This window comes from Streptomyces sp. NPDC056527 (genome assembly GCF_042794475.1).
Lineage (GTDB): Bacteria > Actinomycetota > Actinomycetes > Streptomycetales > Streptomycetaceae > Streptomyces.
The window spans coordinates 45,498-66,680 of sequence record NZ_JBHTTQ010000029.1 but is presented as its reverse complement, the minus strand read 5'-3'; the positions used below and the strand labels follow the sequence as shown (position 1 = coordinate 66,680).

26 protein-coding genes and 1 tRNA gene are annotated in these 21,183 nt (G+C 70.6%); 15 read left to right on the top strand and 12 right to left on the bottom strand.

The window, feature by feature from the left end; all coding sequences use genetic code 11:
- The first annotated feature begins 2 nt into the window (after positions 1-2).
- Genes ACFQ7Q_RS17055 through ACFQ7Q_RS17045 form a run of 3 tightly spaced genes read left to right on the top strand, consistent with a single transcriptional unit; the run spans position 3 to position 1,641 of the window.
- Positions 3-671 (top strand): hypothetical protein, encoded by a 669-nt coding sequence (locus tag ACFQ7Q_RS17055; RefSeq protein WP_383555374.1) that lies wholly within the window; start codon positions 3-5, stop codon positions 669-671.
- A 10-nt stretch (positions 672-681) separates the two neighbouring features.
- On the top strand, positions 682-987 hold the full coding sequence (locus ACFQ7Q_RS17050; RefSeq protein ID WP_383555371.1) for an RNase A-like domain-containing protein: 306 nt from the start codon (positions 682-684) through the stop codon (positions 985-987).
- Positions 988-999: 12 nt separating this feature from the next.
- A complete protein-coding gene (locus ACFQ7Q_RS17045; protein ID WP_383555369.1) occupies positions 1,000-1,641 on the top strand; it encodes a contact-dependent growth inhibition system immunity protein in 642 nt (213 codons plus the stop codon).
- 36 nt (positions 1,642-1,677) lie between these two features.
- Here ACFQ7Q_RS17045 and ACFQ7Q_RS17040 read toward each other — a convergent pair whose 3' ends face one another.
- Both ACFQ7Q_RS17040 and dcd read right to left on the bottom strand, forming a co-directional pair.
- Entirely contained in the window at positions 1,678-2,175 is a 498-nt protein-coding gene (locus ACFQ7Q_RS17040; protein ID WP_383555366.1) for a phosphoribosyltransferase, read from the bottom strand.
- 5 nt (positions 2,176-2,180) lie between these two features.
- Positions 2,181-2,756 carry a dCTP deaminase gene (dcd, locus tag ACFQ7Q_RS17035; RefSeq protein ID WP_383555364.1) on the bottom strand — a complete coding sequence of 192 codons (576 nt, stop codon included), beginning with the start codon at positions 2,754-2,756 and terminating at the stop codon, positions 2,181-2,183.
- A 405-nt stretch (positions 2,757-3,161) separates the two neighbouring features.
- Here dcd and ACFQ7Q_RS17030 point away from each other — a divergent pair.
- A tRNA-Gly gene (locus ACFQ7Q_RS17030) sits at positions 3,162-3,235 on the top strand.
- A gap of 15 nt (positions 3,236-3,250) precedes the next feature.
- Here the strand turns inward: ACFQ7Q_RS17030 and ACFQ7Q_RS17025 are convergent.
- Entirely contained in the window at positions 3,251-3,832 is a 582-nt protein-coding gene (locus ACFQ7Q_RS17025; protein ID WP_383555361.1) for a GrpB family protein, read from the bottom strand.
- A complete protein-coding gene (locus ACFQ7Q_RS17020; protein ID WP_383555359.1) occupies positions 3,825-4,808 on the bottom strand; it encodes a hypothetical protein in 984 nt (327 codons plus the stop codon). The genes ACFQ7Q_RS17025 and ACFQ7Q_RS17020 overlap by 8 nt, the downstream gene beginning before the upstream one ends.
- A 287-nt stretch (positions 4,809-5,095) precedes the next feature.
- Between ACFQ7Q_RS17020 and ACFQ7Q_RS17015 the strand changes: the two genes are divergently transcribed.
- The gene (locus ACFQ7Q_RS17015) at positions 5,096-5,851 is read left to right on the top strand and encodes a MarR family transcriptional regulator (RefSeq protein ID WP_383555358.1); all 756 of its coding nucleotides are present in this window, start codon (positions 5,096-5,098) and stop codon (positions 5,849-5,851) included.
- 268 nt (positions 5,852-6,119) lie between these two features.
- Here the strand turns inward: ACFQ7Q_RS17015 and ACFQ7Q_RS17010 are convergent, their stop codons facing one another.
- Positions 6,120-6,737, bottom strand: coding sequence for a dihydrofolate reductase family protein (locus ACFQ7Q_RS17010; RefSeq protein WP_383555355.1), 618 nt, complete (start codon positions 6,735-6,737; stop codon positions 6,120-6,122).
- Positions 6,734-7,537 (bottom strand): alpha/beta fold hydrolase, encoded by an 804-nt coding sequence (locus tag ACFQ7Q_RS17005; protein ID WP_383555354.1) that lies wholly within the window; start codon positions 7,535-7,537, stop codon positions 6,734-6,736. The genes ACFQ7Q_RS17010 and ACFQ7Q_RS17005 overlap by 4 nt, the downstream gene beginning before the upstream one ends.
- Positions 7,538-7,671: 134 nt before the next feature.
- Between ACFQ7Q_RS17005 and ACFQ7Q_RS17000 the strand changes: the two genes are divergently transcribed.
- The 6 genes from ACFQ7Q_RS17000 to ACFQ7Q_RS16975 all read left to right on the top strand — a co-directional run bounded on the left by ACFQ7Q_RS17000 (position 7,672) and on the right by ACFQ7Q_RS16975 (position 12,529).
- Positions 7,672-8,295 carry a TetR/AcrR family transcriptional regulator gene (locus tag ACFQ7Q_RS17000; protein WP_383555351.1) on the top strand — a complete coding sequence of 208 codons (624 nt, stop codon included), beginning with the start codon at positions 7,672-7,674 and terminating at the stop codon, positions 8,293-8,295.
- Positions 8,296-9,118: 823 nt separating this feature from the next.
- A complete protein-coding gene (locus tag ACFQ7Q_RS16995) occupies positions 9,119-9,322 on the top strand; it encodes a cold-shock protein (protein WP_020133169.1) in 204 nt (67 codons plus the stop codon).
- A 302-nt stretch (positions 9,323-9,624) separates the two neighbouring features.
- The gene (locus ACFQ7Q_RS16990) at positions 9,625-11,139 is read left to right on the top strand and encodes a DEAD/DEAH box helicase (protein WP_383555349.1); all 1,515 of its coding nucleotides are present in this window, start codon (positions 9,625-9,627) and stop codon (positions 11,137-11,139) included.
- A 44-nt stretch (positions 11,140-11,183) separates the two neighbouring features.
- Entirely contained in the window at positions 11,184-11,585 is a 402-nt protein-coding gene (locus tag ACFQ7Q_RS16985; RefSeq protein WP_383555347.1) for a hypothetical protein, read from the top strand.
- Positions 11,586-11,634: 49 nt separating this feature from the next.
- On the top strand, positions 11,635-11,940 hold the full coding sequence (locus ACFQ7Q_RS16980; protein ID WP_383555344.1) for an SCO5918 family protein: 306 nt from the start codon (positions 11,635-11,637) through the stop codon (positions 11,938-11,940).
- A gap of 250 nt (positions 11,941-12,190) precedes the next feature.
- The gene (locus ACFQ7Q_RS16975) at positions 12,191-12,529 is read left to right on the top strand and encodes a MerR family transcriptional regulator (RefSeq protein WP_383555342.1); all 339 of its coding nucleotides are present in this window, start codon (positions 12,191-12,193) and stop codon (positions 12,527-12,529) included.
- Between the two features lie 131 nt (positions 12,530-12,660).
- Here ACFQ7Q_RS16975 and ACFQ7Q_RS16970 read toward each other — a convergent pair whose 3' ends face one another.
- Together ACFQ7Q_RS16970 and ACFQ7Q_RS16965 are read right to left on the bottom strand one after the other, a co-directional pair.
- Positions 12,661-12,831, bottom strand: coding sequence for an AAA family ATPase (locus tag ACFQ7Q_RS16970; protein WP_383555339.1), 171 nt, complete (start codon positions 12,829-12,831; stop codon positions 12,661-12,663).
- Between the two features lie 181 nt (positions 12,832-13,012).
- A complete protein-coding gene (locus ACFQ7Q_RS16965; RefSeq protein ID WP_383555336.1) occupies positions 13,013-13,630 on the bottom strand; it encodes an AAA family ATPase in 618 nt (205 codons plus the stop codon).
- A gap of 150 nt (positions 13,631-13,780) precedes the next feature.
- Here ACFQ7Q_RS16965 and sigJ point away from each other — a divergent pair, with 150 nt between their 5' ends.
- Both sigJ and ACFQ7Q_RS16955 read left to right on the top strand, forming a co-directional pair.
- Entirely contained in the window at positions 13,781-14,722 is a 942-nt protein-coding gene (gene sigJ / locus ACFQ7Q_RS16960) for an RNA polymerase sigma factor SigJ (protein ID WP_383555333.1), read from the top strand.
- 112 nt (positions 14,723-14,834) lie between these two features.
- A complete protein-coding gene (locus ACFQ7Q_RS16955; protein WP_383555331.1) occupies positions 14,835-16,037 on the top strand; it encodes an NAD(P)/FAD-dependent oxidoreductase in 1,203 nt (400 codons plus the stop codon).
- A 190-nt stretch (positions 16,038-16,227) separates the two neighbouring features.
- Here ACFQ7Q_RS16955 and ACFQ7Q_RS16950 read toward each other — a convergent pair whose 3' ends face one another.
- Complete coding sequence (locus ACFQ7Q_RS16950) at positions 16,228-17,484, bottom strand: aminotransferase class V-fold PLP-dependent enzyme (protein WP_383555328.1); 1,257 nt, start codon at positions 17,482-17,484, stop codon at positions 16,228-16,230.
- Between ACFQ7Q_RS16950 and ACFQ7Q_RS16945 the strand changes: the two genes are divergently transcribed.
- Together ACFQ7Q_RS16945 and ACFQ7Q_RS16940 are read left to right on the top strand one after the other, a co-directional pair.
- A complete protein-coding gene (locus ACFQ7Q_RS16945; RefSeq protein ID WP_383555325.1) occupies positions 17,483-18,919 on the top strand; it encodes a PLP-dependent aminotransferase family protein in 1,437 nt (478 codons plus the stop codon). The genes ACFQ7Q_RS16950 and ACFQ7Q_RS16945 overlap by 2 nt on opposite strands.
- A 111-nt stretch (positions 18,920-19,030) precedes the next feature.
- Entirely contained in the window at positions 19,031-19,630 is a 600-nt protein-coding gene (locus tag ACFQ7Q_RS16940) for a pentapeptide repeat-containing protein (protein WP_383555323.1), read from the top strand.
- 6 nt (positions 19,631-19,636) lie between these two features.
- On the opposite strand, the gene ACFQ7Q_RS16935 is transcribed toward ACFQ7Q_RS16940, so the two are convergent.
- The 3 genes from ACFQ7Q_RS16935 to ACFQ7Q_RS16925 are packed head-to-tail and all read right to left on the bottom strand — an operon-like array spanning position 19,637 to position 21,061.
- On the bottom strand, positions 19,637-20,083 hold the full coding sequence (locus ACFQ7Q_RS16935) for a GNAT family N-acetyltransferase (RefSeq protein ID WP_383555320.1): 447 nt from the start codon (positions 20,081-20,083) through the stop codon (positions 19,637-19,639).
- 43 nt (positions 20,084-20,126) lie between these two features.
- Positions 20,127-20,717 (bottom strand): helix-turn-helix domain-containing protein, encoded by a 591-nt coding sequence (locus ACFQ7Q_RS16930; RefSeq protein ID WP_383555318.1) that lies wholly within the window; start codon positions 20,715-20,717, stop codon positions 20,127-20,129.
- A 44-nt stretch (positions 20,718-20,761) separates the two neighbouring features.
- On the bottom strand, positions 20,762-21,061 hold the full coding sequence (locus ACFQ7Q_RS16925; protein WP_383555315.1) for a hypothetical protein: 300 nt from the start codon (positions 21,059-21,061) through the stop codon (positions 20,762-20,764).
- Between the last annotated feature and the right edge of the window lie 122 nt (positions 21,062-21,183).

Sequence of the window (21,183 nt, the reverse complement as noted above, 5' to 3'; positions counted from 1 at the left end):
GCGTGACCACATACACCGGAGCCGTGTTCAACAACGGCGCGATCGCCAGGCTCCTCGAGCTGGCCGTCGCCTGTCGGCGCGACGGTTCCAGGACGCTCGAGGACGAACTGGCCCGGTTCTGCCGGACGATCGGCGACACCCCGCAGGCCGCATGGGCCATGCCGCCGGCCACTGTCGCCGCGCTGCTCGACCTCGCCTCCGACGAGGTGGCGGACGTGGACCCGGCGACGCTGTCGGCCGGGTTCGCCGAGCAGCTGGCCGAGGCCGCGGGGGACGTGCCCGCACCCGAATTCCTCCGGTTCCTGTCCCGGCTGGTCCGCCTCCAGGACCGGGAGCCGATCCCGGACTTCGACCGGCTCCCGATGGCAGCGTGGGAGGCCGAGCTGAAGTTCGGCAGGATCCGCCAGTTCTGGTGGTGGGTGGATTCGGGCGAGTACGAGGACTTCGACGAGGGAGTACGGGAAGGAGTCGCCTCCGAGCACCCCTCCGGCTGCCGCTCCGCGCTGGCCGCGCTCGCGGCGGAGATCCAGGAGGCGCTCCTCCTCTTCCCCACCCCGTCCGTTCCCTCCGATCCCGTCGGCGGACTCGCCGAGACGGCCCCCTGGGCCTCACGACCAGTCCTGGAGGCCATCCTCCGGGCCATTCACGCCCATGTCGACGAAGAGCACTGAGGTCGGTTCCGTGCCCAGCCCGAACGTTTCCGCCAGCTACCCCGACCGGGAGACCGCCCAGTGGGCGACTCAGCAGGTCGTGACCTCCAACGAGCAGGCCATCCACCGCTGGCTCGCCCAGTCGACCCGGCAGCGTCTCACCATCGAGGCCGCGTGGCCCTCCCGGCCCGAGCCGGTCGGGCGGGTGCTGCGCACGGCGATGATGCTCGCCGGCCGTGAACCGATCGACGTGCGGGCCGCCCGGGTGATCCTCCGGCGCAGCACCGACAACCCGCACGGCTTCACCGTGCACGCCACCTTCCCGATCTACCTCTAGAGGCTGTGTCCCTTGCCCCTCACCCCGCGCGAGCACGACCGAAAGTACGGCGAGCTGGACCATGTCATCCGCGCCCACCTGGGCCGCGGCGCTGATGAACGGGAGCCGCTGTCCGCGTATCTGCGGCACACCTGGCGCACCCGCCCCTGGGCGATCCCGGTCGCCGAGCAGCAGCTGCGCGAGTACGCCGACAACCCCCCGGGACGGCTGCGGCTGCGGCTCGGCGAGTTCTACCCCGTACCGGACGTCGGCCTGCCCGACACGGAGATCCAGTCATGGCTGGTGAGCCTCGCGGACCGGCTGAAGGAGAGCGTCGAGACGGGTCAGGCCCCGCCGCCGGCCACGCCGCAGACGCGGTGGGAGTGGCATGCCCGCTTTCCCGAGCTGGTCCAGCTCCTGGGCGGCTGGTTCTCACAGGACATGCCGGACGAGTTCGAGGACCACGACGCCGCGCTCCGGGACTACTTGCGCACGAGTGACAGCGGGCTGATCGCCCAGCTGACGGGCGAACTCCACGACCTGCTCACCCTCCCGCTGGACGAGTCGGACTACGCGCTCGCCCTGGAGGAACTCGGCATGGAGGTCGACCCGCCGGCTCCGTACGCCCCCGGGGCCTGGCTCGTGTCCCTGGCCGAGCAGCTACGCAGCGCCTGAGAGCCGGGCTGCCCGTGGCCGCCCCGGCGGCTGCCCTCAGGCGTCGAGGACCTGGCCCTCACGCTTCACGACGGGCGGCTCGACGGACCAGGGGAAGTTGATCCACTCGTCGGTCTTCTTCCACACGTACTCGCACTTCACGAGGGAGTGCGACTTCTCGTAGATGACGGCGGAGCGGACCTCGGCGACGTGGTCGACGCAGAAGTCGTGGACCAGCTTCAGGGTCTTGCCCGTGTCGGCGACGTCGTCGGCGATCAGGACCTTCTTGTCGGAGAAGTCGATCGCGTTGGGAACGGGCGCGAGCATGACGGGCATCTCCAGCGTGGTCCCGACGCCGGTGTAGAACTCCACGTTCACGAGGTGGATGTTCTTGCAGTCCAGGGCGTAGGCCAGACCGCCGGCGACGAAGACGCCGCCGCGGGCGATGGAGAGCACGACGTCGGGCTCGTAGCCGTCGTCGGCGATGGTCTGGGCGAGCTCGCGGATGGCGCGGCCGAAGCCCTCGTAGGTGAGGTTCTCCCGTACGTCACTCATTGCTGTCACACCTGGGTCCGATGGAAGTTCATGAACGAGCGCGAGGCCGTCGGCCCCCGCTGCCCCTGGTAGCGCGAGCCGTACCGCTCGCTGCCGTAGGGGAACTCGGCGGGCGAGCTCAGCCGGAACATGCACAGCTGCCCGATCTTCATCCCCGGCCACAGCTTGATCGGCAGGGTGGCGAGGTTAGACAGCTCCAGGGTCACGTGCCCGGAGAAACCGGGGTCGATGAACCCGGCGGTGGAGTGGGTGACCAGGCCCAGTCGGCCGAGCGAGCTCTTCCCCTCGAGCCTGGACGCGATGTCGTCCGGCAGCGTGATGACCTCGTAGGTCGAGGCGAGCACGAACTCGCCGGGGTGCAGGATGAACGCCTCGTCACCCTCGGGCTCGACCTCACGGGTCAGGTCGAGCTGCTCGACGGCGGGGTCGATGTGGGGGTAGCGGTGGTTCTCGAACACCCGGAAGAAGCGGTCAAGCCTCACGTCGATGCTCGAGGGCTGCACCATGAATTCGTCGTACGGGTCGATGCGCACCCGTCCGGCATCGATCTCGGCCCGGATGTCCTTGTCTGAGAGAAGCACGCCCCCACGATACGCAGAGGGCGCGGACCTGCCCCAATCGGGAAGACTCCGCGCCCGTCCTTCGGACATCAGCGCCGCTCGAGCTCCACGGGCACCGCGTGCCGCAGCCGCGCACACCGTGGGCAACGAATGAGCCGCCCCGGCCCGATCCGCCCGGCACCGAGCTGCTGCAGCGGGAACGAAGCGGTACTGAACACATGCCCCTCGGCACAACGAACGACGGTGCGCTCCATCGAACCCATCAAGTCCCTTCCCCGACAAGTGGTGGACGAGACAGCCACATTAGGGGATCAACGGGACACCACTCCAGGCGGCACTCCGTCAGGGCCAGGTACGCCCCGCACGCCGCAACTTCGGGATGGGGTACAGTGTCCGAGTCTGCGGTACCGATCTTCGGACCGCCGCGCGGATGTAGTTTAATGGTAGAACATGAGCTTCCCAAGCTTATAGCGCGGGTTCGATTCCCGTCATCCGCTCCATGACAAAGCCCCAGGTCAGAGACCTGGGGCTTTTGTGTCGTCCAGACCTCTCCAGGTGCTTTGCACCACTCCTGCGCCGCCTTCGCTGTTCTCCGGCAGCCCACGGGCGCTGTCGCGTGCCTTCCGCATACGTTCCCGCCGACCGGGTTCAGGCGTCGGCGTGGCCGGGGACCCAGCCGGTGTGCTGGGCCCAGGTGTCGGGGGGTCCCGGAACAGCAGGGGGAACCGCCGGGAGAAACTGCCCAGTTGCCGTACGTGCACGTGGGTACGGGGCCGGCCGGGCGGTTCGCGGAAGTACCGCTTGGTCCGCTCGGCGTTGTCCGCCCGGTGGACCAGGCCCATGCCGGTCAGCGGGTCCAGGAACGGGTCCGCCGGCTCGAGCGAGGCCACGGAAATCTGGATGTCGATCACCAGCTTGGCCGTGAGGCCCGGCACCGAGGTGGGTCCGATGTGGCCGATGCTCGGGGCGGCATCGCCGAGGGCGGCACGCAGGCACTCGCCCCTGATGGCGAACACCGCCGGGCAGGCGGGGTCGTACGGTGCGATCTGGAACGGTTCCCCGCCCTGCGGGTGCGTTCCGCGCCTCGTGTCAGGCATGCTCGACCACCTCCGCGCCCGCGCGCCGGGCCTTCACCATCGTCGTGCCGATCGCCCCGGCGGTAAGCAGCAGCACCGCGGTGAACGCAGTGAGGGTGGTCGTGTCCGGGTGGAGGAAGGACTGGCCGCGGCCGGCCTGCCAGGTCACCACGGCGACCAGGCCGGTGTAGCCGAGGGCCACCGCGCCCACGAGGCGGGCCTGTGCCTGCTCGCTGCGGAGCCAGGCGTGGCGGGCGGCGAGGGCGGTGAGGACGAAGGCGAGGACGAGGAGCACCTGGATGCCGTGCAGGGCGAAGAAGTGCGGGACGCGGAAGTCGCCGCCGGTGGCGCTCCAGTGGGTCAGCGGCATGCCGTTGCCGTCGGGGTCGCCGATGCCGTGCCCCTGATGAAGGGGGATGGCGTTCCCGTTGGCGTCCGTGACGGTGCGGGGGTTGACCTCAGTGACCATCCAGTAGACCGGGATGAGCATGCCCGCGATCGCGAGGCCGATGCCCACGCGGATGGCCCGGTTGAGGGCCGGGCTGCCGGTGCGCTGGATCAGGACGACGACGCCGATGACGAGCTGGGCGATCACGATGACCATCACCCCGAAGGTGAGGACCGGCGTCAGCGCCAGGGTGATTGGATCGACCTGGTCCGCGTTGAAGTGACTGATGGTGCCACGCGCCGCCTGGACGGTGATGGCGCCGACCTCGGCGACGGTGGTCACCGCGAAGACCGTGCCCAGCCACCGGGCAAGGCGCCGCCCCTTGTCCAGCCGGGCGAGCAGCCACGCGAGGGTGGCGGCGTAGAGGCCGAAGGCGAAACCGAACTTCAGCGGCTTGTACCAGACCGGCTCACCGAGCAGCAGCCGGTCGTCGACCGCGAGGCCGACGCCGCAGACGAGCACGAGAACGGCCATCAGGCCGGAGCAGACCAGCAGGGGGCGGTGCCATGTGCGCCAGGAGGTGCGGTCGGGGGCGAACGTCGACGTCATCGGAGATCCCATCCCGGGTGGCGAGCGGCGCCTCGTTCCCGGACGTCCGATCGCAGCGGTCAGCATTTACGTATCGCCGAACGTAACTTGCATTCACTATTTCGTCAACGCAGAAGCATGGCCCAGTTCCCAGCAGTGCAAGGGATTTTGGAGGGGTGATTGCAATGACGATGACGTTGAACGCAAGTCACTTCCGGTCATACTTGCAATGACATGAGGGCGAACGTAAGACTGTCCAGCAATCCCGCCCGATCGAGCGGGCGGCCGGAGCGGCAGGAGGCGAAGAGATGCCCGGAGGCAGGCTGACTCGCGAGGAACGGCGGCTCATCGCCGAGGGACTGGCCGAAGGACTCAAGTACACCGAGATCGCCGTCCGTCTGGACCGGCCCCTGTCCACCGTCACGCGCGAAGTGAGCCGCAATGGCGGTCCCGACGCCTACCGGGCCGACGAGGCGCACCGGACCACCCGGGAGCGGGCCCGCCGGAGCCGCCCGGTGACGCGGGCCGCCGCCGATGCCGCCACCGATGCCGAGGAGCCTGACGCGGACGCGGTGCGCGAACTGGAACACCGGTTCACCGACATCATGATCGGCACCGGCCTGCCCCGCATGACCGCCCGGGTGCTCGCCTGCCTCTACCTCACTGACAGCGGCAGCCTCTCCGCCTCCGAACTCGTCCGGCGCCTCCAGGTCAGCCCCGCCTCAGTCTCCAAGGCCATCGGCCAGCTCGAACAACAGGATCTCGTGCGCCGCGAACGCGACCCCCGCGGGCGACGCGACCGCTATGTGATCGACGCCGACGCCTGGTTCCGCGGCTGGACGGCCAGCGCTCGCCAGAACTCCGTCCTGGCCGACTTCGCCCGATCCGGCGCCGACACCCTCGGCCTCAACTCGCCGGCCGGTGCTCGGCTGTACGACATCGGCGACTTCTTCGAGCACGTCGGACAGGCCATGCTCCACGCGGCCGAACAATGGCACCGGGAGCGCGAACGCGCCACGGCGCCGCGCGATCTGCCGCCGCACGCCTCGGAGGACCGGCCCTAGGGCGGCGCACCCATTCCCGTCGGTGCCCTACGACGCCGGGCCGTGCCCCATCCCTGCCCTTCAGAGCGGCGAACAGCGGTCGACACGGGTGTCCTCGCGCCCGCCGACGCCGCCACACCAGAAGAGGTTTTCGCAGGTCAGACACCAAATGATCTGTCCGGGCGCAGGTGATTCCCAAGCTTATAGCGCGGGTTCGATTCCCGTCATCCGCTCTTCAACGAAGCCCCAGGTCAATGGCCTGGGGCTTCGTCGTTGTGCGGATCAGGCACTAGTGAGCGGTGAGCAGATAGGTGAGGTGGGTGACCTGGGGTGAGGCCACCACCTGTGCGGGTGCGAGGCCGAGGGTCGGCGAGACGCCGTCGAAGAGACGGACCCCCGCGCCCAGGACGAGGGGGGCCAGGTGGATCTGGAGTTCGTCCAGGAGTCCGGCCTCGATGAACTGCCGTACGGTGTCGGCGCCGCCGGAGACCTGGACGTCCTTGCCCCCTGCGGCCTCTCGGGCCTGAGCGAGGGCGCTGTCGATGCCGTCGGTGACGAAGGTGAAGGTGGTGCCGCCCTGTCGGACCCATGATTCGCGAGGGGTGTGGGTGAGGACGAAGACGGGGGCGCGGAAGGGCGGCGGGTCGGGCCAGCCGACCTCCCCCTCGGCGAACATGCGGCGCCCCATGATGTAGGCGCCGGCGCGGGCGAAGTTGCCCTGGACGATGTCGTCGTCCTGGTTGGTCTGCCCGCCGCCGATGCTCTGGCGCTCCCGCCAGCTCTCGACGCCGAAGACCCATTCGTGAATGCGCATCCCGCCGTCGCCGAGCGGATTGTCTGGACCGGAGCCGGGGCCGGCGATGAAGCCGTCCAGCGACATGCCCAGGCTCGCGAAGACCTTGCTCATGCCTGCCCCTCGGCGGTGAGGAAGGCGATCAGGGCGGGGGCGAGGAGGGCGGGGGCGATGGCGTGCTCCTGGCCGGGGAAGACCTGGAGGATGAAGTTGTCGGCCAGGCCGGCGAGTTCGCGGGCGCCGGTGAGCATGTGGGGCGCGCCCGCGTCGCCGCTGCCGACAAGGACGGGCACGGTCACGGACTGCCAGCGGTCGGTGGGCAGGGGGCAGCCTGACATGGTGTCGCCCATGATCCGGCCGTCGTAGGGGAGTGTGCGGGCGACGGCCTCCATGTCCGCCCAGAAGGGGGCCTGGCGCATGCCGTCGACGGCCTCGTCGGGCAGGCCAACGGCGGCGGTCATGAAGTAGGCGGCGGCGTCGCCGTACGCGCCCCGCTCCACCAGCTCCTCCAGGTGGGCGACGTAGTCGGCGGGCAGCGGTGGACGGCTGTCGTCGGTGACGAAGGGCGGCTCGTACAGGGCCAGCCGGGTCACGGCGCTGCCCCAGGTCGTCGCCTCAAGCGCCAGCACGGCGCCGGAGGACATGCCGAACAGCATGGCCTCGCCACCGGCGCGCTCGATCAGGGCGTCCAGGTCCTCGACCTCGCGCTGCACGTCGTACACCGCCCCGTCACCGCTGTCGCCACGGCCCCGGCGGTCGTAGGTGAACACCGTGAAGTGCTCGGACAGCAGGCCGGCGAGTTCCGCCGACGCGTGCCGCGTCATGAAGGCGCCGCCGACGAGTACCAGCGCGGGGCCGGAGCCATGCTGTTCGAAGGCGATGGCGGTGCCGTCGGCCGAGAGGACCTTGTCCATGTGAACCCCCATAGGTGTGCGGTTCCGCCGGAAGGCTTCGCCGCTCTGGAACTGGACGGTACAGTACTCACATGGGTACTGGTCAGTCCAGTACTCTTCGGGGGCGGGAAGACGACGGACAAGAGGAGTCGAAGATGGACAGCCGTTCAGCACAGAAGCACCAGGCGATCCTGGACGCCGCGACCGCCGTGTTCCTGGACAAGGGGTACGCGGGGACGAGCATGGACGACATCGCGAAGCTGGCCGCGGTCTCCAAGCAGACCGTCTACAAGCACTTCGCGGACAAGGAGAAGCTCTTCTCCGAGATCATCCTGGCGACCACCGACCGCATCGACAGCACGATCGACCTGGTGGCCGACGTCCCCGCCACGGCCGACGACCTGGACGAGAACCTGACCCGTCTCGCCCGCCGGCTCCTGGCCACCCTCACCCGACCCGAGGTCATCCGGCTGCGCCGGCTGATCATCGCCAACGCCGACGCCTTCCCCGCACTCGGCGCCGCCTGGTACGAACAGGGCTTCGAGCGGGTCCTGGTCACCCTGGCCGCCACCTTCCGAAGCCTCACCGACCGGGGAGTGCTCCGCACCGACGATCCCGTACTGGCCGCACACCACTTCGCGGGACTCCTGCTGTGGATCCCCGTGAACCAGGCCATGTTCCACGGCGACGCCCGGCACACGGAAGCCGACCTCGACCTCTACGCGACGGCCGGCACCCGCGCCTTCCTCTCCGCGTACCGCGCTCCGGTCACCCCGTGAGATGTGGCGGCCACGCCCCACCGCAACGGCCGCGCTGCCGTTCATGCTGCGAGGTGCTGCTGCCGGGTGACCTCGAGCCGGAGGTCCGGCGGGCCGCGGCCGACGTGCTCGGCTCCTTCGCCTTCCTGGCGCTCGACGTCCCGATGCGCGCCCCGCTCCACACCCCTGGCGGGAGTCGCTCGCGACCGTCACGCTCGTGCCCCAACCGTGCCCCTCAGAGCGGTGTGCAGCGGCCAAACCAGGTGCTGAGGAGTCGTGGCACAGCCCTCAAGACTGCAGAAGAGTGCAGCTCAGAAGCCATTCTCGGGGACCGGCGCGCACAGATTCCCAAGCTTATAGCGCGGGTTCGATGCGGGTCATCCGCTCTTGAACGAAGGCCCTGGTCAGAGACCAGGGCCTTCGCCGTCGCCCAGACCTCTCAGGGGCTGTCGGGCCGCGGTCCGATGCGGGGGCGGCGGGAGGATCGGACCGTCCTCCGATGCGGAAAGCGCCATCCGGGCGGGATCGTTCAGGACCGGCCCCTGCTGCACTCAGGGCGAGTCAATATCTATCACCGCGGGCCGAGAATTTACCGGGTCCCGCAGGGAGAGTTTTTACCGCAACGCACAGAGAGCGATTGATCTACGCACAGAAGACGCCGCGGCGTGCTACTGTCGATATCAGTTGCAGTTTTGGTACCCAAAGACTTCAAGCGCCTCCAGGTGGCCCTTCCGCCACATAGGAGCGCTTTTTATTTCCGGTCATTTTCCGGGCAGGGCATCATCGCGGCGACACGGCATCCGCAAAGTGCGGATACCGGTGTACTGCCCAAAGGAGATATGACATGGCTGCTGGCACCGTGAAGTGGTTCAACGCGGAAAAGGGCTTCGGCTTCATCGAGCAGGACGGTGGCGGCCCCGACGTGTTCGCCCACTACTCGAACATCGCCGCCCAGGGCTTCCGCGAGCTGCAGGAAGGCCAGAAGGTCACCTTCGACATCGCGCAGGGCCAGAAGGGCCCGACGGCCGAGAACATCGTTCCCGCCTGACGCTGACGCACAACTCGTAGCTGGGGCCCGCATCCCTCGGGGTGCGGGCCCCAGCTGCAAGCATTTCCGCAGTGGTTTCACCTGCGGGAAAGAAGACTCAGGGGTTCAACCCATCTGAGCCGCACCCGTTGATGTGCCGGATTCACCTCCCCGCGCCATCACCTCTTTCCGCTCGCGCCGACAGGGATTTCCCGTGGGCCAAGTCCGGTTTCGAATTTCATCCGGCCCGTTCCTGTGATTCCCCGCGCTGCTCATTCGCCGCTGGAATTCCTCGATACGCGCCGTATCGAGGAAGGTTCTGAATGAACCCCACACGTACGAACAGCCGTTCCTCCGGCACCCGCCGCCGCAGCGGCGGCCCCGCGTTCGGCTCCACCGCCGGTTCGGTTCGGGGCAGTCGCTTCGGCTCGTCCGCCCCGAACCGCTCAGGAGACCCGAGCCGCTCGGGTGGCTACGGCCGGCGATCTGCCGCGGTGCAGGGAGAGTTCGCCCTGCCGAAGACGACGACTCCGGCGCTGCCTCCCGTCGAGGCGTTCGCCGACCTCGACATGAGCCGGGAGCTCCTGGCCGCGCTCACCGCACAGGGCGTGTCCGTGCCATTCCCCATCCAGGGCGCGACGCTGCCGAACTCCCTGGCGGGGCGGGACGTCCTGGGCCGCGGCCGGACCGGCTCCGGCAAGACCCTCGCCTTCGGTCTGGCTCTGCTGGCCCGCACCGCCGGACAGCGCGCCGAGCCCCGTCAGCCGCTGGCCCTGGTCCTGGTCCCCACCCGGGAACTCGCTCAGCAGGTCACCGATGCCCTCACCCCCTACGCCCGAGCCGTGAAGCTACGCCTGGCCACCGTCGTCGGCGGGATGTCGATCGGCAGGCAGGCGGGTGCCCTGCGTGGTGGTGCCGAAGTCGTCGTGGCCACTCCCGGCCGCCTCAGGGACCTCATCGACCGCGGCGACTGCCGGCTGAACCAGGTCGCGATCACCGTTCTGGACGAGGCCGACCAGATGGCCGACATGGGCTTCATGCCGCAGGTCACCGCGCTCTTGGACCATGTCCGCCCCGAGGGCCAGCGCATGCTGTTCTCCGCGACCTTGGACCGCAACGTCGACCTCCTGGTCCGTCGCTACCTCACCGACCCCGTCGTCCACTCCGTGGACCCCTCGCAGGGCGCGGTCACCACGATGGAGCACCACGTCCTGCACGTGCACGGAGCCGACAAGCACCGGACGACGACGGAGATCGCGGCGCGCGAGGGCCGGGTGATCATGTTCCTGGACACCAAGCACGCCGTGGACCGTCTCACCCAGGACCTCCTCGACTGTGGTGTCCGGGCCGCGGCCCTGCACGGCGGCAAGTCCCAGCCTCAGCGCACCCGCACCCTCGCCCAGTTCAAGACCGGGCTCGTCACCGTCCTGGTCGCGACGAACGTCGCGGCCCGCGGCATCCACGTCGACAACCTCGATCTCGTCGTCAACGTGGACCCGCCGACCGACCACAAGGACTACCTCCACCGCGGGGGCCGTACCGCGCGGGCCGGCGAGTCCGGCAGCGTCGTCACCCTCGTGACCCCCAACCAGCGCCGCGACATGACCCGCCTCATGACGGCCGCCGGCATCGTGCCCCGGACCACCCAGGTGCGCTCCGGCGAGGAGTCGCTGCGCCGGATCACGGGCGCCCAGGCCCCTTCCGGCATCCCCGTGACGATCACCGCACCGCCGGCCGAACAGCGCAAGCGCGGCGAGGCCTCCCGCGGGCGGCGCCGTCCCGCTGCGGCTGCCCGACGCGGCAACGTGCGGCGTACCGCCGTCGACGCGGCCGCCTGACGCCGCATGATTCGAAACCGACCCATCTCTGCAGGAGGCACGTTGTGACGCCGGTCCGGACACAGCCCCGCTCGGCGAACGCCACGCCCGTGGACAGGAACGTGGCCGACGCCGCGGAAACGGCCGCACCGCGGGTCGGTGACGACATGACCGTGGAAGTGGCCCTGTCCGTCGCGATCAGTGCCCGCGCGGAGCATCTGCTCATCTGTGACGACGACGGTCTGTGTACCCGGCTGGTCACCCGGGCCCAGCTCGCCGCCGTCCGTGACAGCAGCGCGTACACGGACCGCATCCGGCTGCGCGACATCCCTGGCGACCGCGGCCCGTTCACCTCACCCAGCACCCAGATCGCCCCGGCCGGACACCCGACGAGAAACCGCCGGAGCGGCGCCCTGCCCGTCGCGGCCGGACAAGGCGGCGCTCCGGGCGTCCTCCCCCCGGCCTGAACCGACTCACCGCGGCCGGTCCCGTCTCCCCTTCTCCCTGTGAGGCAGCATGCGTTGTGTCATCGCCCGGTTCCCGTTCGATCTGACCAAGAGCGGCGTCCTGGAATCCATGAAGGGCATCAAGCCCGAGCTGGTCACCGGCGACTCCGTGATCATCGGCCGCCGCGCCTACCCCGCCAAGCAGGTCGGCCAGGTCATCACCCGTCAGGACCGCCGTGACTTCAGCGCCGGCGAAGTCCTGAGGGCCATGACCCGGCTCGGCTTCACCTGCCGCGGGCTTCCCGACGCCGACGCACCCGGCCTCACCCCGGTCCAGCAGGCATCCGCGATGCTCAGCACCCCGGTCGCCGTCTGAGCGACGGGACCGGCGCGAGCCGCCACCGAAACAGCCGGGAGGGCCCGACCAGCACACGTGCCGGTCGGGCCCTCCCGCGTACCGACGGGTTTCCCCGGCGGCGCTGCGTGCCCGACAGCGTCTCGGTCGGGTCGGCGGAAACAGAAGGCCGGTGCGGTATCAGGAGCGGCAGATGGTGTAGTAGTTCCTTCGGGGCCCTGGTGCCAGTACGGCGCCAGGGCCCCTCCACGCCTTCACCAGAGAGGTGCAAGTGACAGCAGGCGACTCCTTCGACCGTCTCGACGACGACGACTACCCCGCCTACACGATGGGCCGGGCCGCCGAGATGATCGGCACCACCCAGGGATTCCTGCGCGCCCTCGGTGAAGCGCGCCTCATCACTCCGCTCCGCTCCGGCGGCGGCCACCGCCGCTACTCCCGCTACCAGCTGCGCATCGCCGCCCGCGCCCGGGAGCTGGTCGACCAGGGCACCCCGATCGAGGCCGCCTGCCGCATCATCATCCTCGAAGACCAGCTCGAAGAAGCCCAGCGCATCAACGCCGAGTACCGCCGCGCCGCCGAATCATCCCCTCCGCCTTCCCCGGACTGAGTCGAGTGAGCCCGTCGACACCGCCGAGCCCTGCTTCGACACGGGCTCCCGCCATCCGCTCCTGATCTCCTCGACCTCGTCGATGAAGACCAGGACGTGGTCGAGCCGGGCGATCTCGTCGAAGCGCCGGTTCAGCCCACCGGCCAGCCCGTACTCGGCGGCCGGCCGGCGGGGAACAGTTCGAAGCACGGCCATCCCAGGCGGCTGGCGATCGCGTGCGCGACATTGCTCTTGCCCGTTCCGGGCGGACCGAACAGCATCACCCCCCGCGGCAGCTCACCGGAGGTGTCGGGATTGTTCATCCTCAGACGTCTACCCCGGAGCGGCTGACACTCCAGGTGCGACACTCCCAAGGCGGTGACACAAGGGCTGCTGCGGTACGCATGAGGCGGTTTGTCGGCAGCGTTGCGGTACAGCAGCCATGTAAGCCTTCGTCGTTGTCCAGACCTCCCCAGGCGCCGCGCACCACCTGGCCCCTGCGGGTCACCGCATCAGGGCGACGACCGCTGCCTCGATGGGGTCGATGTCCGGATCGGCATCGTCCGAGGTGTCGACTTCGATGACGGCATCGACTCCACTCGGCGGATCGAAGATCGACCGCTTCATCTCGCCTCGCTGGAACTGGGACGCGAGCTGTCGGTCCACCGCCCCGCCTTCGGCCGCCCGGGCGCGGAGGCGCTCGTCGACGACCGATTCGCGGGCGACGACGTGAACAGCGAGCACTCGGGCGTCACATGCGAGCAGCGCGTCCAGCAGCTCGCGCGACAACACGGAGGACTCCACGACGAAGCTCACCCCCAAGGAGGCGAGCAGCCGGGCGGCGTCGACCATCACGGCCTCGGCTCGGAGGCTCAATGGGCCGCCGGCGACGTGGAAGTCCGGGTTGAGCTGAACACCGCCGTCCTCGGCGACGGAAGCGGAGGACAGCCCGAGACCGGCCTTGATCTCATCCCGGGTCAGGAACGGCACACCGAGGCGGCGCGCCGTTGCCCGAGCAACAGTGGTCTTCCCGGCTCCCGGGGACCCGCATACGGCGACCACCACCGGCCGCTCCCACCTCGACATCCGCCGATCCTGTCGGATCTCGAACGTGCTGTCCACGGGCCGATCATGGTCAGCCGAGCAGCCGTCAGCGATCGCGTCGCCCGCGGTGTCTCCGGCCAGGTAAGACACCGCCCCGACCGTGCGGCGCCCTGCCGGAGAGCAGCGTCTCCCCTGCCGTTCCGCCCCAGGGCGCCTAGGATCGCCGGCATGGCCCTGATCATGAGTGACGTGGACCGGTTCGAGACGGCGAGGCCCCGGCTGGAGGCCATCGCCTACCGGCTGCTCGGTTCGGCGAGCGAGGCCGAGGATGCCGTGCAGGAGACGTTCCTGCGCTGGCAGGCAGCCGACGTCGAGCGGATCGAGGTGCCTGAGGCCTGGCTGACGAAGGTCCTCACCAACTGGTGTCTCAACATGCTCACTTCGGCACGTGCCCGGCGCGAGACGTACGTGGGACGGTGGCTCCCCGAGCCGCTGCTCGCCGGCGACCCGATGCTCGGCCCTGCCGACACCGCCGAGCAGCGCGATTCGGTGTCGTACGCCGTCCTGGTCCTGCTGGAGCGCCTGTCGCCCAACGAGCGGGCGGTGTACGTGCTGCGCGAGGCGTTCGACCACCCGCACCGGGAGATCGCCGAGATCCTGGAGATCACCGAGGCCGCCAGCCAGCAGACCTACCACCGGGCCAAGAAGCACATCGCGGACGGCAAGGCGCGCACCGAGATCGACGCTGCCGCCGCCCGGAAGATCGTCGAGGAGTTCCTGGCCGCGGCGACCACGGGCCGTACCGAACCCCTCGTACGCCTGCTCACCCAGGACGCCTTCTCGGTCGGTGACGGCGGCGGGAAGGTGCCGGCGCGCGCGAAGGCGTTCGAGGGCGCGCTCGCGGTCGCCACGTTCATGCGCGGTCTGTTCAAGCCCAGCCCGGCCAAGCGGGCCCTCGTCGGCGGCGCGCCCGCGATCTACGCGACGACCGCCAATGGCGAGCCCGCCATCGTGGCGGTCGTGGACGGCCGGGTCGTCGCGATCACCTGCCTGGAGGTCACCGCGGAGGGCATCACCGCAATCCGCAACCAGGTCAACCCCGACAAGCTCGTCCGCGCGACCGCGCAATGGGCCGCCGCGGACCACGGGGAGGCGCTCCTCACCCTCTGAGGCAATGTGACGCAGGTCACATTCCGATCCTGTCAGGGAACGGCGGGCTGTCCGGTTCAAGGTGCGTAACCACGCCGGACACGGCAGCCCCCGTCCAGACAGGAGCACGGACATGCAGCACCGCATCGTCGTCCTCGGAGCCGGCTACACCGGTGCCGTCGCCGCCGGCCGCCTCGCCAAGCGGCTGCACCACGAGGACGTCACCATCACCCTCGTCAACCCCGAGCCCGACTTCGTCGAGCGCGTCCGGCTGCACCAGCTCGCGGCCGGCCAGGACCTCAAGTCCCGGCCGTTCGACGAGATGTTCGCGGGCACGGGCGTAGAGCTGAAGCTCGCGAAGGTCACCTCCGTGGACGTGGACCGCAAGACGGTGACGGTCACCGCCGCGAACGGCCCCGAGCAGGAGCAGCTGGCTTACGACACGCTGGTCTACGCCCTCGGCAGCGGCTGGAACGACGGGGGCGTCACCGGCACCGGCGAGCACGCCCACGAGATCTCCAGCCGCCCCGGCGCCCTCCGCCTCCGCGATCGACTGGCCGCCCTGGACGCCGGCCGGAGCGTGGTCGTGGTCGGCGGCGGCCTGACCGGCCTGGAGGCCGCGACCGAGATCGCCGAGGCCCGCCCGGACCTCGACGTCGCCCTGGCCGCCCACGGCGCCCTCGGCGACTGGCTCGCGGAGAAGGGCCGCGCCCACCTGCGGAAGGTGGTGGACAAGCTCGGCATCACGGTCCACGAACACGCCGCGGTCAACGCCGTGGAGACGGACGGCGTGACGACCGCCGACGGCCGGACCATCCCCGCCGAGGTCACCGTCTGGACCACCGGCTTCGCCGTCCACCCGATCGCGCAGGCCACCGCTCTGGAGCTCACCGACCGCGGCCAGATCGTGGTCGACACCACGATGCGCTCGGTCTCCCACCCGGACGTGTACGCCGTGGGCGACGCGGCGATGGCGATGGGCCCCGAAGGCAAGCCCCTGCGCATGTCGTGCGCCTCGGGCGTCCCCATGGCCTGGCAGGCCGCCGACGCCATCGCCGCGCGTCTCGCGGGCACCAAGGTCCCCCACGTCTCCATCCGTTACTTCCAGCAGTGCATCTCCCTCGGCCGCGAGGAGGGCCTGATCCAGTTCGTCACCGCCGACGACCGAGCGGTCGACAGGGCCCTGACGGGCCGCATGGCCGCCCTCTACAAGGAAGTGATCTGCAAGGGCGCGGCCTGGGGCGTCGCCAACCCGACAGCGGGCCTGCCGTCCCGCCGCCGGCGTGTCGTGCGGCAGGAGACCACGAGCCGCGCACGGGTGGGGGCGGCGGCCTGACCTCGCCACGGCCGAACCGCGGGTGTCGGCGGACGGGGTGCGCTGCGTCGCAGGTGCGCGCCGGTCCCGTTCCGCCACGGTCCTTCCCGAGGAGGCCCAGGTCACCGACCTGGGCCTCCTTCGTCGTCAGGTCGGGCCGGGGAGCCGCCCGCCGTCTCCGAGATGACCGTCCGCGTGGCGATGGCCGGTGTCAGCGCCGTCGCCGGCCGCGGTCGGGGGCCTGACGGGCGAGGTCGGTGACCGTGGCGGCGACGTGGTCCACCTCCTCCTCGGTGTTGTAGTAGTGCGGCGACAGGCGCAGGCACCAGTCGACGTCCTTGTCCCCGAAGTCGAACTGGGCGAACTCGCGGAAGCTGAGTGCCGAGTTGATGCTCCGGGCGTCCATGGCCTCCTTGAAAGGCTGCGGTTGCCAGCCCTCCACCGCGAAGGTGACGAGCGCGGCGAGCCGCGGACCACGGTCGAGCACCCGTACCCCCGGCACGGGTTCGAGCCGGTCGCGCAGCCGGGCCGCGAGCGCGGGTGTCCGCCGTTCGATCGCCTCGATGCCGACCTCGCGGGCGTACCGCGTCGCGGCCGCGCTGCCGAGCACCGTGGCGTAGGGGAATTCCCATTCCTCGAACCGGGCTGCCGTCGGGACGGGTTCGTAGGTGCTCGGCCCGGTCCAGCGGGCCCCGTGCATGTCGATGAACAGCGGTTCGTGGCCCGCTCGCAGGACACGATCGGATACGTACAGGAATCCGGAGCCGCGCGGGCCGCGGAGGAATTTGCGGCAGGTGGCGGTGAGGAGGTCGCAGCCGATCTCCTCCACGTCGATGACGAACTGGCCCACCGACTGGCAGGCGTCCACCAGGTAGAGCAGGTCCAGCTCCCGGCAGTGCCGGCCGATCTCGGCGATCGGTGAGACCAGTCCCGAGTTGGTGGGGACATGGGTGGCGGACACCAGGCGGGGCCGGTGGGTCCGCATCAGCGCGGCCATCGCCTCCACGTCGACGCCCCCGTCGACGGTGTCGGGGGCGTGGACGATGCGCACGCCGAACCGCTTGCGCAGGGACAGGAAGGCGATCTGGTTGGAGACGAAGTCGTCGCGGGTGGTGAGGATGACGTCGTCGGCCTCGAAGGGGATCGAGGACAGGGCGTTGGCGTAGGCGTGGGTGGCGCTGCCCGCGAAGGCGATGTTCTCGGGCGTGGTGTTGATGAGCGCGGCGATCTCCGTGTAGAACGCGCGCACTTCGGCGGCGCGGGCGGCCGATGCCTCGTAACCGCCCATCCGCGCTTCGAGGTTCAGATGCCCGACCATCGCGTCGAGTACGGGGGAGGCCAGCAGCCCGCAGCCCGCGTTGTTGAAGTGGATGACGTTCCGACAACCCGGGGTGACGGCTCGCAGAGCGGCGACGTCCAGCTGAAGTGCTTCTGGACCAGGGCCGGTAGCGCTATTCTCGTCTCTCATGAATGACGGTAGCACTTCTGGGGAGTTGGCCGACAGGCTTCGCCCACTGCTCTCCCGGCTCTCGCCCGGTGACCGGCTGCCGAGCAGTCGTGAACTGATCAAGGAGTACCGGGTCGGCCCCGCGACCGTGGCGCGGGCCATCGCCGCACTGGCCGCGGAGGGCGCGGTGGTGACCCGTCCGGGCAGTGGGACGTACGTGGCTCAGCGCACCCGCACCCGCGAGGAGGGCTCCGACACCGGCACCGACTGGCAGACGGTCGCCCTCACGGACCGCGCCGTCGACACGCACCCGATCGCCGACCCGCTCGGACCGCCACCGGCCGGGACCATTGCCCTGGACGGCGGTTATGTGCACCGCTCGCTCCAGCCCACCCGGGCCCTGAGCGCGGCGCTGGCGCGCGCGGCACGCCGTCCGGACGCCTGGGACCGCGCCCCGGCCGGCGGACTGGCGGCGCTGCGGACCGTGTTCGCCCGCATCGTCGGCGGCAGCGTGGCCGCCCAGGACGTCCTGGTCACCGCCGGCGGTCAGAGCGCCCTGTCGATCGCGTTCCGGGCCATCGCCGGACCCGGCAGCCCGGTGCTGGTGGAGTCGCCCACCTACCCCGGCGCCCTGGCCGCCGCCCGCGCGGCGGGGCTGCGGCCCGTGCCGGTCCCGCTCGACGCCGACGGTTTGCGGCCCGACCTGCTGGCCGACGCGTTCGCGATGACGGGCGCACGGCTGCTGTACTGCCAGCCGGCCTTCCAGAACCCGACCGGAACGGTGCTGGCGTCCGAGCGACGCCGCCAGATCCTCGATGTGGCGCGCGCCTCGGGCGCGTTCGTGATCGAGGACGATTTCGCACGGCACCTCGGACACGGCGGCGCCGTACCGCGGCCGCTGGTCGCCGATGACCGCGACGGCACGGTCGTCCACGTCACCTCACTCACCAAGCCCGCGGCGCCGAGCCTGCGGATCGGTGCGCTCGTGGCCCGAGGACCGGTCATGGAGCGTATGCGTGCGGTGCGCCTGGTCGACGACTTCTTCGTCACGCGCCCGCTGCAGGAGGCGGCGCTGGAAGTGCTCAGCTCCCCGTCCTGGGACCGGCACGTCCGCTCCCTCGGTACGGCGCTGCGCGAGCGCTGCGCCGTACTGTCCGCCGCGGTCGCCCAGGAGATCCCGGGCGCGACCCTGTCCGGGCCGCCGACCGGTGGCCTTCACCTGTGGGTCCGTCTGCCGCCCGGCGTGGACGACACCATCCTCACGAGCGCCGCCCGGCAGCATGGCGTCGCCGTGAGTCCCGGCAGCCGCTACTTCGCCACGGAGCCACCGGCGGCCCACCTGCGCCTCGGGTTCGCCGCCACGGCCGACCATGCGGAGCTGACGCAAGGAGTACGCCGGCTGGGAGCCGCGCTCGATCACGTCCTCGACGACACCGTGACGGCCTCGGCCCGGTGAGTCGCTGCTGACGGCACGTCAATCCGTCCTCGCGGAACCGGACCCCCCGCGCAGGCGTGTTCTCCTCTCGAAGCGGGGGGCGCGAAGAGACCGGAACGGAACGTCACGCGGATGACCGACGAGAGCAGCCACGAGGCCGAGGTACGGGACCGGTGGGCGCGGCCGGAGAACGCTTCCGTTCTCGCCGGACTGCGCGACGCCCTTGCCGGCGACGGCGACTGGCGGTCCCTGGTGGGCGCGTGGACACAGCCGTGGGGCAACGACAACGACCTCGCGGGCATCCCGCTGGCGGGGGTCGACCTCGCGGGCGCGGACCTGACGGGCGTTCATCTGAGCCACGCCGACCTGCGGGGCTGCGATCTGAGCGGCTGCGACCTCACCGACGCGTTCCTGACGGGCGCCGACCTGGGCGGAGCCACCCTGGTGGACGCGACGCTGACGCGGGTGAACGGCGGCCTCTGCGACCTCACCGGCGCCGACCTGAGCGGCGCCCGGGCGGACGACGCGACGTTCTCCCGCGCGCGGCTGGTCGGCGCCACCTTGCGCGGTGCCTCCCTGCGTCGGGCGAAGTTCGTCGGCGCCGAGCTCACCGACGCCGACCTCTCGCGGGCGGATCTGTCGGAGGCCGTGCTGATCGCGGCGAGGACCGAGGGGACGGTGCTGACCGACGCGGTCCTGGAGGGCGTACGGCGCGGGTCGCTGAGGCCCTGAGAAGGCTCAGGAGGGCATGAGCGCCTTGTAGAAGAAGCTGCAGTCCTGGAGGGCGCCCGTGGGGTCGGTGGCGTACGCGGGGACCTCCCCGAAGCGGGTCCAGCCGGTCGTCGCGTAGAGGCGGTCGGCCGTGCTGTCGGTCTCCGTGTCGAGCAACAGCAGCGTGACGCCCGCCTCTTGGGCGGCCTGTTCGGCCGTGGACAGCAGACGGCGGGCCAGGCCGTGTCCCCGGGCCCTCCGGTGGACCATCAGCTTGACGATCTCGGCGCGGTGGCGGCCGTTGGCCTTGGGCTCGAGGCGCCGGGTGTGCCACCAGGCGACCGCGGCCTCGTGGCCGAAGGGCTGGAGGAAGCCCAGCGACGCGCCGCTCGCGACGGCGTCGGCCAGGACGTCGGCCAGACCGTCGACGGCGCCGCCGAACGCCTCGGGGGAGAGGTGGGTGATGGTGGTCATGGCGTCGGTTCCTCGCTTCTTCCGGGTTCTCGGAGCGGAACGCTCAGGGCAGCACGATCAGCAGCGCGTACCGCACCGGATCCGCGCCCAGGCAGCGGAAGCGCGAGCGTCCCCAGAGCCGGAACCTCAGACAGTCCCCCGCCGCCAGCTCGTGCGCGCGGCCGCCCTCGGTCACCTCCAGGGCGCCGTCGAGGACCCAGATGTGCTGTTCGAGACCCGCGACCGGAGGCCCGTCGTACGCGATGTCCGCCCCGGGCCGCAGCACCCCCTCGACGAGCTCGCCGCGCAGCCCCGGATGCGGCGGCGACACCGAGCGGCGGGTGAACCCCACGGACTCGTCCCGCCACACCTCCTGGTGCTCGGCGCGGACCACCAGCGGCGGCTCGGACTCCACCTCGGCGAGGAGCTGGGACATCGTCAGCCCGTACGCCGCGCACAGCCTGCCCAGCAGGACGGCCGTCGGGCTCAGCTCGACCCGCTCCAGGCGCGACAGGGTCGACCGGCTCGCTCCCGTACGGCCGGCCAGGTCGTCCAGCGACCAGCCGCGCTCCGTCCGCAGCTCGGCGAGGCGGCCCGCCAGGCGGCTGTCGAGCGCGGTCGGCCCGGATTCGGCACCCGATCCCACTGATCCCATATCTGAGAACCTATCCCAGATATGGGATCCACTGCCAGGTTCTTCTACGGCGCCAGCCGGCTGAACGCCACCTCGAAGTGCTCCACGGACACGACCCGCTGCCCCTCGCGCTGCGACGACTCGTCCCGTACCTCGGCCGCCCGGTCCTCACTGCCCACCATCGCCTCCTCGTTCTCCCAGAGGGTCAGCGACGTGGCCTTCCCCGTGGCGCGGTCGACGAGGTAGTACGCGCCACGGAAGCCCGGAAGGGTCTCCACCAACTTGACGATCACCTCCGACCTGGCGGCCAGGTCGCCCTCCGGCGGTACGGGTGATCCCTGGTACGTGCTCAGCCTCGCGTACATCGACGGACGTCCTTTCCTCGGCGGCCAGGCAGCTCAGCACCAGCGTGCGACGACGGACCGCGCCCCGCATGTCAGCGCGGGACAATAGGGACGAGGAGGGCGCGGGGAGGACGCGAGGAGAG

Coding starts and splice junctions, on each gene's coding strand:
- ACFQ7Q_RS16950 (WP_383555328.1), bottom strand. CDS start 17,484: ATGAGAGACGAGAATAGCGCTACCGGCCCTGGTCCAGAAGCACTTCAG.
- ACFQ7Q_RS17040 (WP_383555366.1), bottom strand. CDS start 2,175: ATGAGTGACGTACGGGAGAACCTCACCTACGAGGGCTTCGGCCGCGCC.
- ACFQ7Q_RS17000 (WP_383555351.1), top strand. CDS start 7,672: ATGGACAGCCGTTCAGCACAGAAGCACCAGGCGATCCTGGACGCCGCG.
- ACFQ7Q_RS16990 (WP_383555349.1), top strand. CDS start 9,625: ATGAACCCCACACGTACGAACAGCCGTTCCTCCGGCACCCGCCGCCGC.
- ACFQ7Q_RS16935 (WP_383555320.1), bottom strand. CDS start 20,083: ATGACCACCATCACCCACCTCTCCCCCGAGGCGTTCGGCGGCGCCGTC.
- ACFQ7Q_RS16940 (WP_383555323.1), top strand. CDS start 19,031: ATGACCGACGAGAGCAGCCACGAGGCCGAGGTACGGGACCGGTGGGCG.
- ACFQ7Q_RS16995 (WP_020133169.1), top strand. CDS start 9,119: ATGGCTGCTGGCACCGTGAAGTGGTTCAACGCGGAAAAGGGCTTCGGC.
- ACFQ7Q_RS17020 (WP_383555359.1), bottom strand. CDS start 4,808: ATGACGTCGACGTTCGCCCCCGACCGCACCTCCTGGCGCACATGGCAC.
- ACFQ7Q_RS17005 (WP_383555354.1), bottom strand. CDS start 7,537: ATGGACAAGGTCCTCTCGGCCGACGGCACCGCCATCGCCTTCGAACAG.
- ACFQ7Q_RS17015 (WP_383555358.1), top strand. CDS start 5,096: ATGCCCGGAGGCAGGCTGACTCGCGAGGAACGGCGGCTCATCGCCGAG.
- ACFQ7Q_RS16925 (WP_383555315.1), bottom strand. CDS start 21,061: ATGTACGCGAGGCTGAGCACGTACCAGGGATCACCCGTACCGCCGGAG.
- ACFQ7Q_RS16945 (WP_383555325.1), top strand. CDS start 17,483: ATGAATGACGGTAGCACTTCTGGGGAGTTGGCCGACAGGCTTCGCCCA.
- ACFQ7Q_RS17025 (WP_383555361.1), bottom strand. CDS start 3,832: ATGCCTGACACGAGGCGCGGAACGCACCCGCAGGGCGGGGAACCGTTC.
- ACFQ7Q_RS16970 (WP_383555339.1), bottom strand. CDS start 12,831: ATGAACAATCCCGACACCTCCGGTGAGCTGCCGCGGGGGGTGATGCTG.
- ACFQ7Q_RS16980 (WP_383555344.1), top strand. CDS start 11,635: ATGCGTTGTGTCATCGCCCGGTTCCCGTTCGATCTGACCAAGAGCGGC.
- ACFQ7Q_RS16955 (WP_383555331.1), top strand. CDS start 14,835: ATGCAGCACCGCATCGTCGTCCTCGGAGCCGGCTACACCGGTGCCGTC.
- ACFQ7Q_RS17010 (WP_383555355.1), bottom strand. CDS start 6,737: ATGAGCAAGGTCTTCGCGAGCCTGGGCATGTCGCTGGACGGCTTCATC.
- ACFQ7Q_RS16930 (WP_383555318.1), bottom strand. CDS start 20,717: ATGGGATCAGTGGGATCGGGTGCCGAATCCGGGCCGACCGCGCTCGAC.
- sigJ (WP_383555333.1), top strand. CDS start 13,781: ATGGCCCTGATCATGAGTGACGTGGACCGGTTCGAGACGGCGAGGCCC.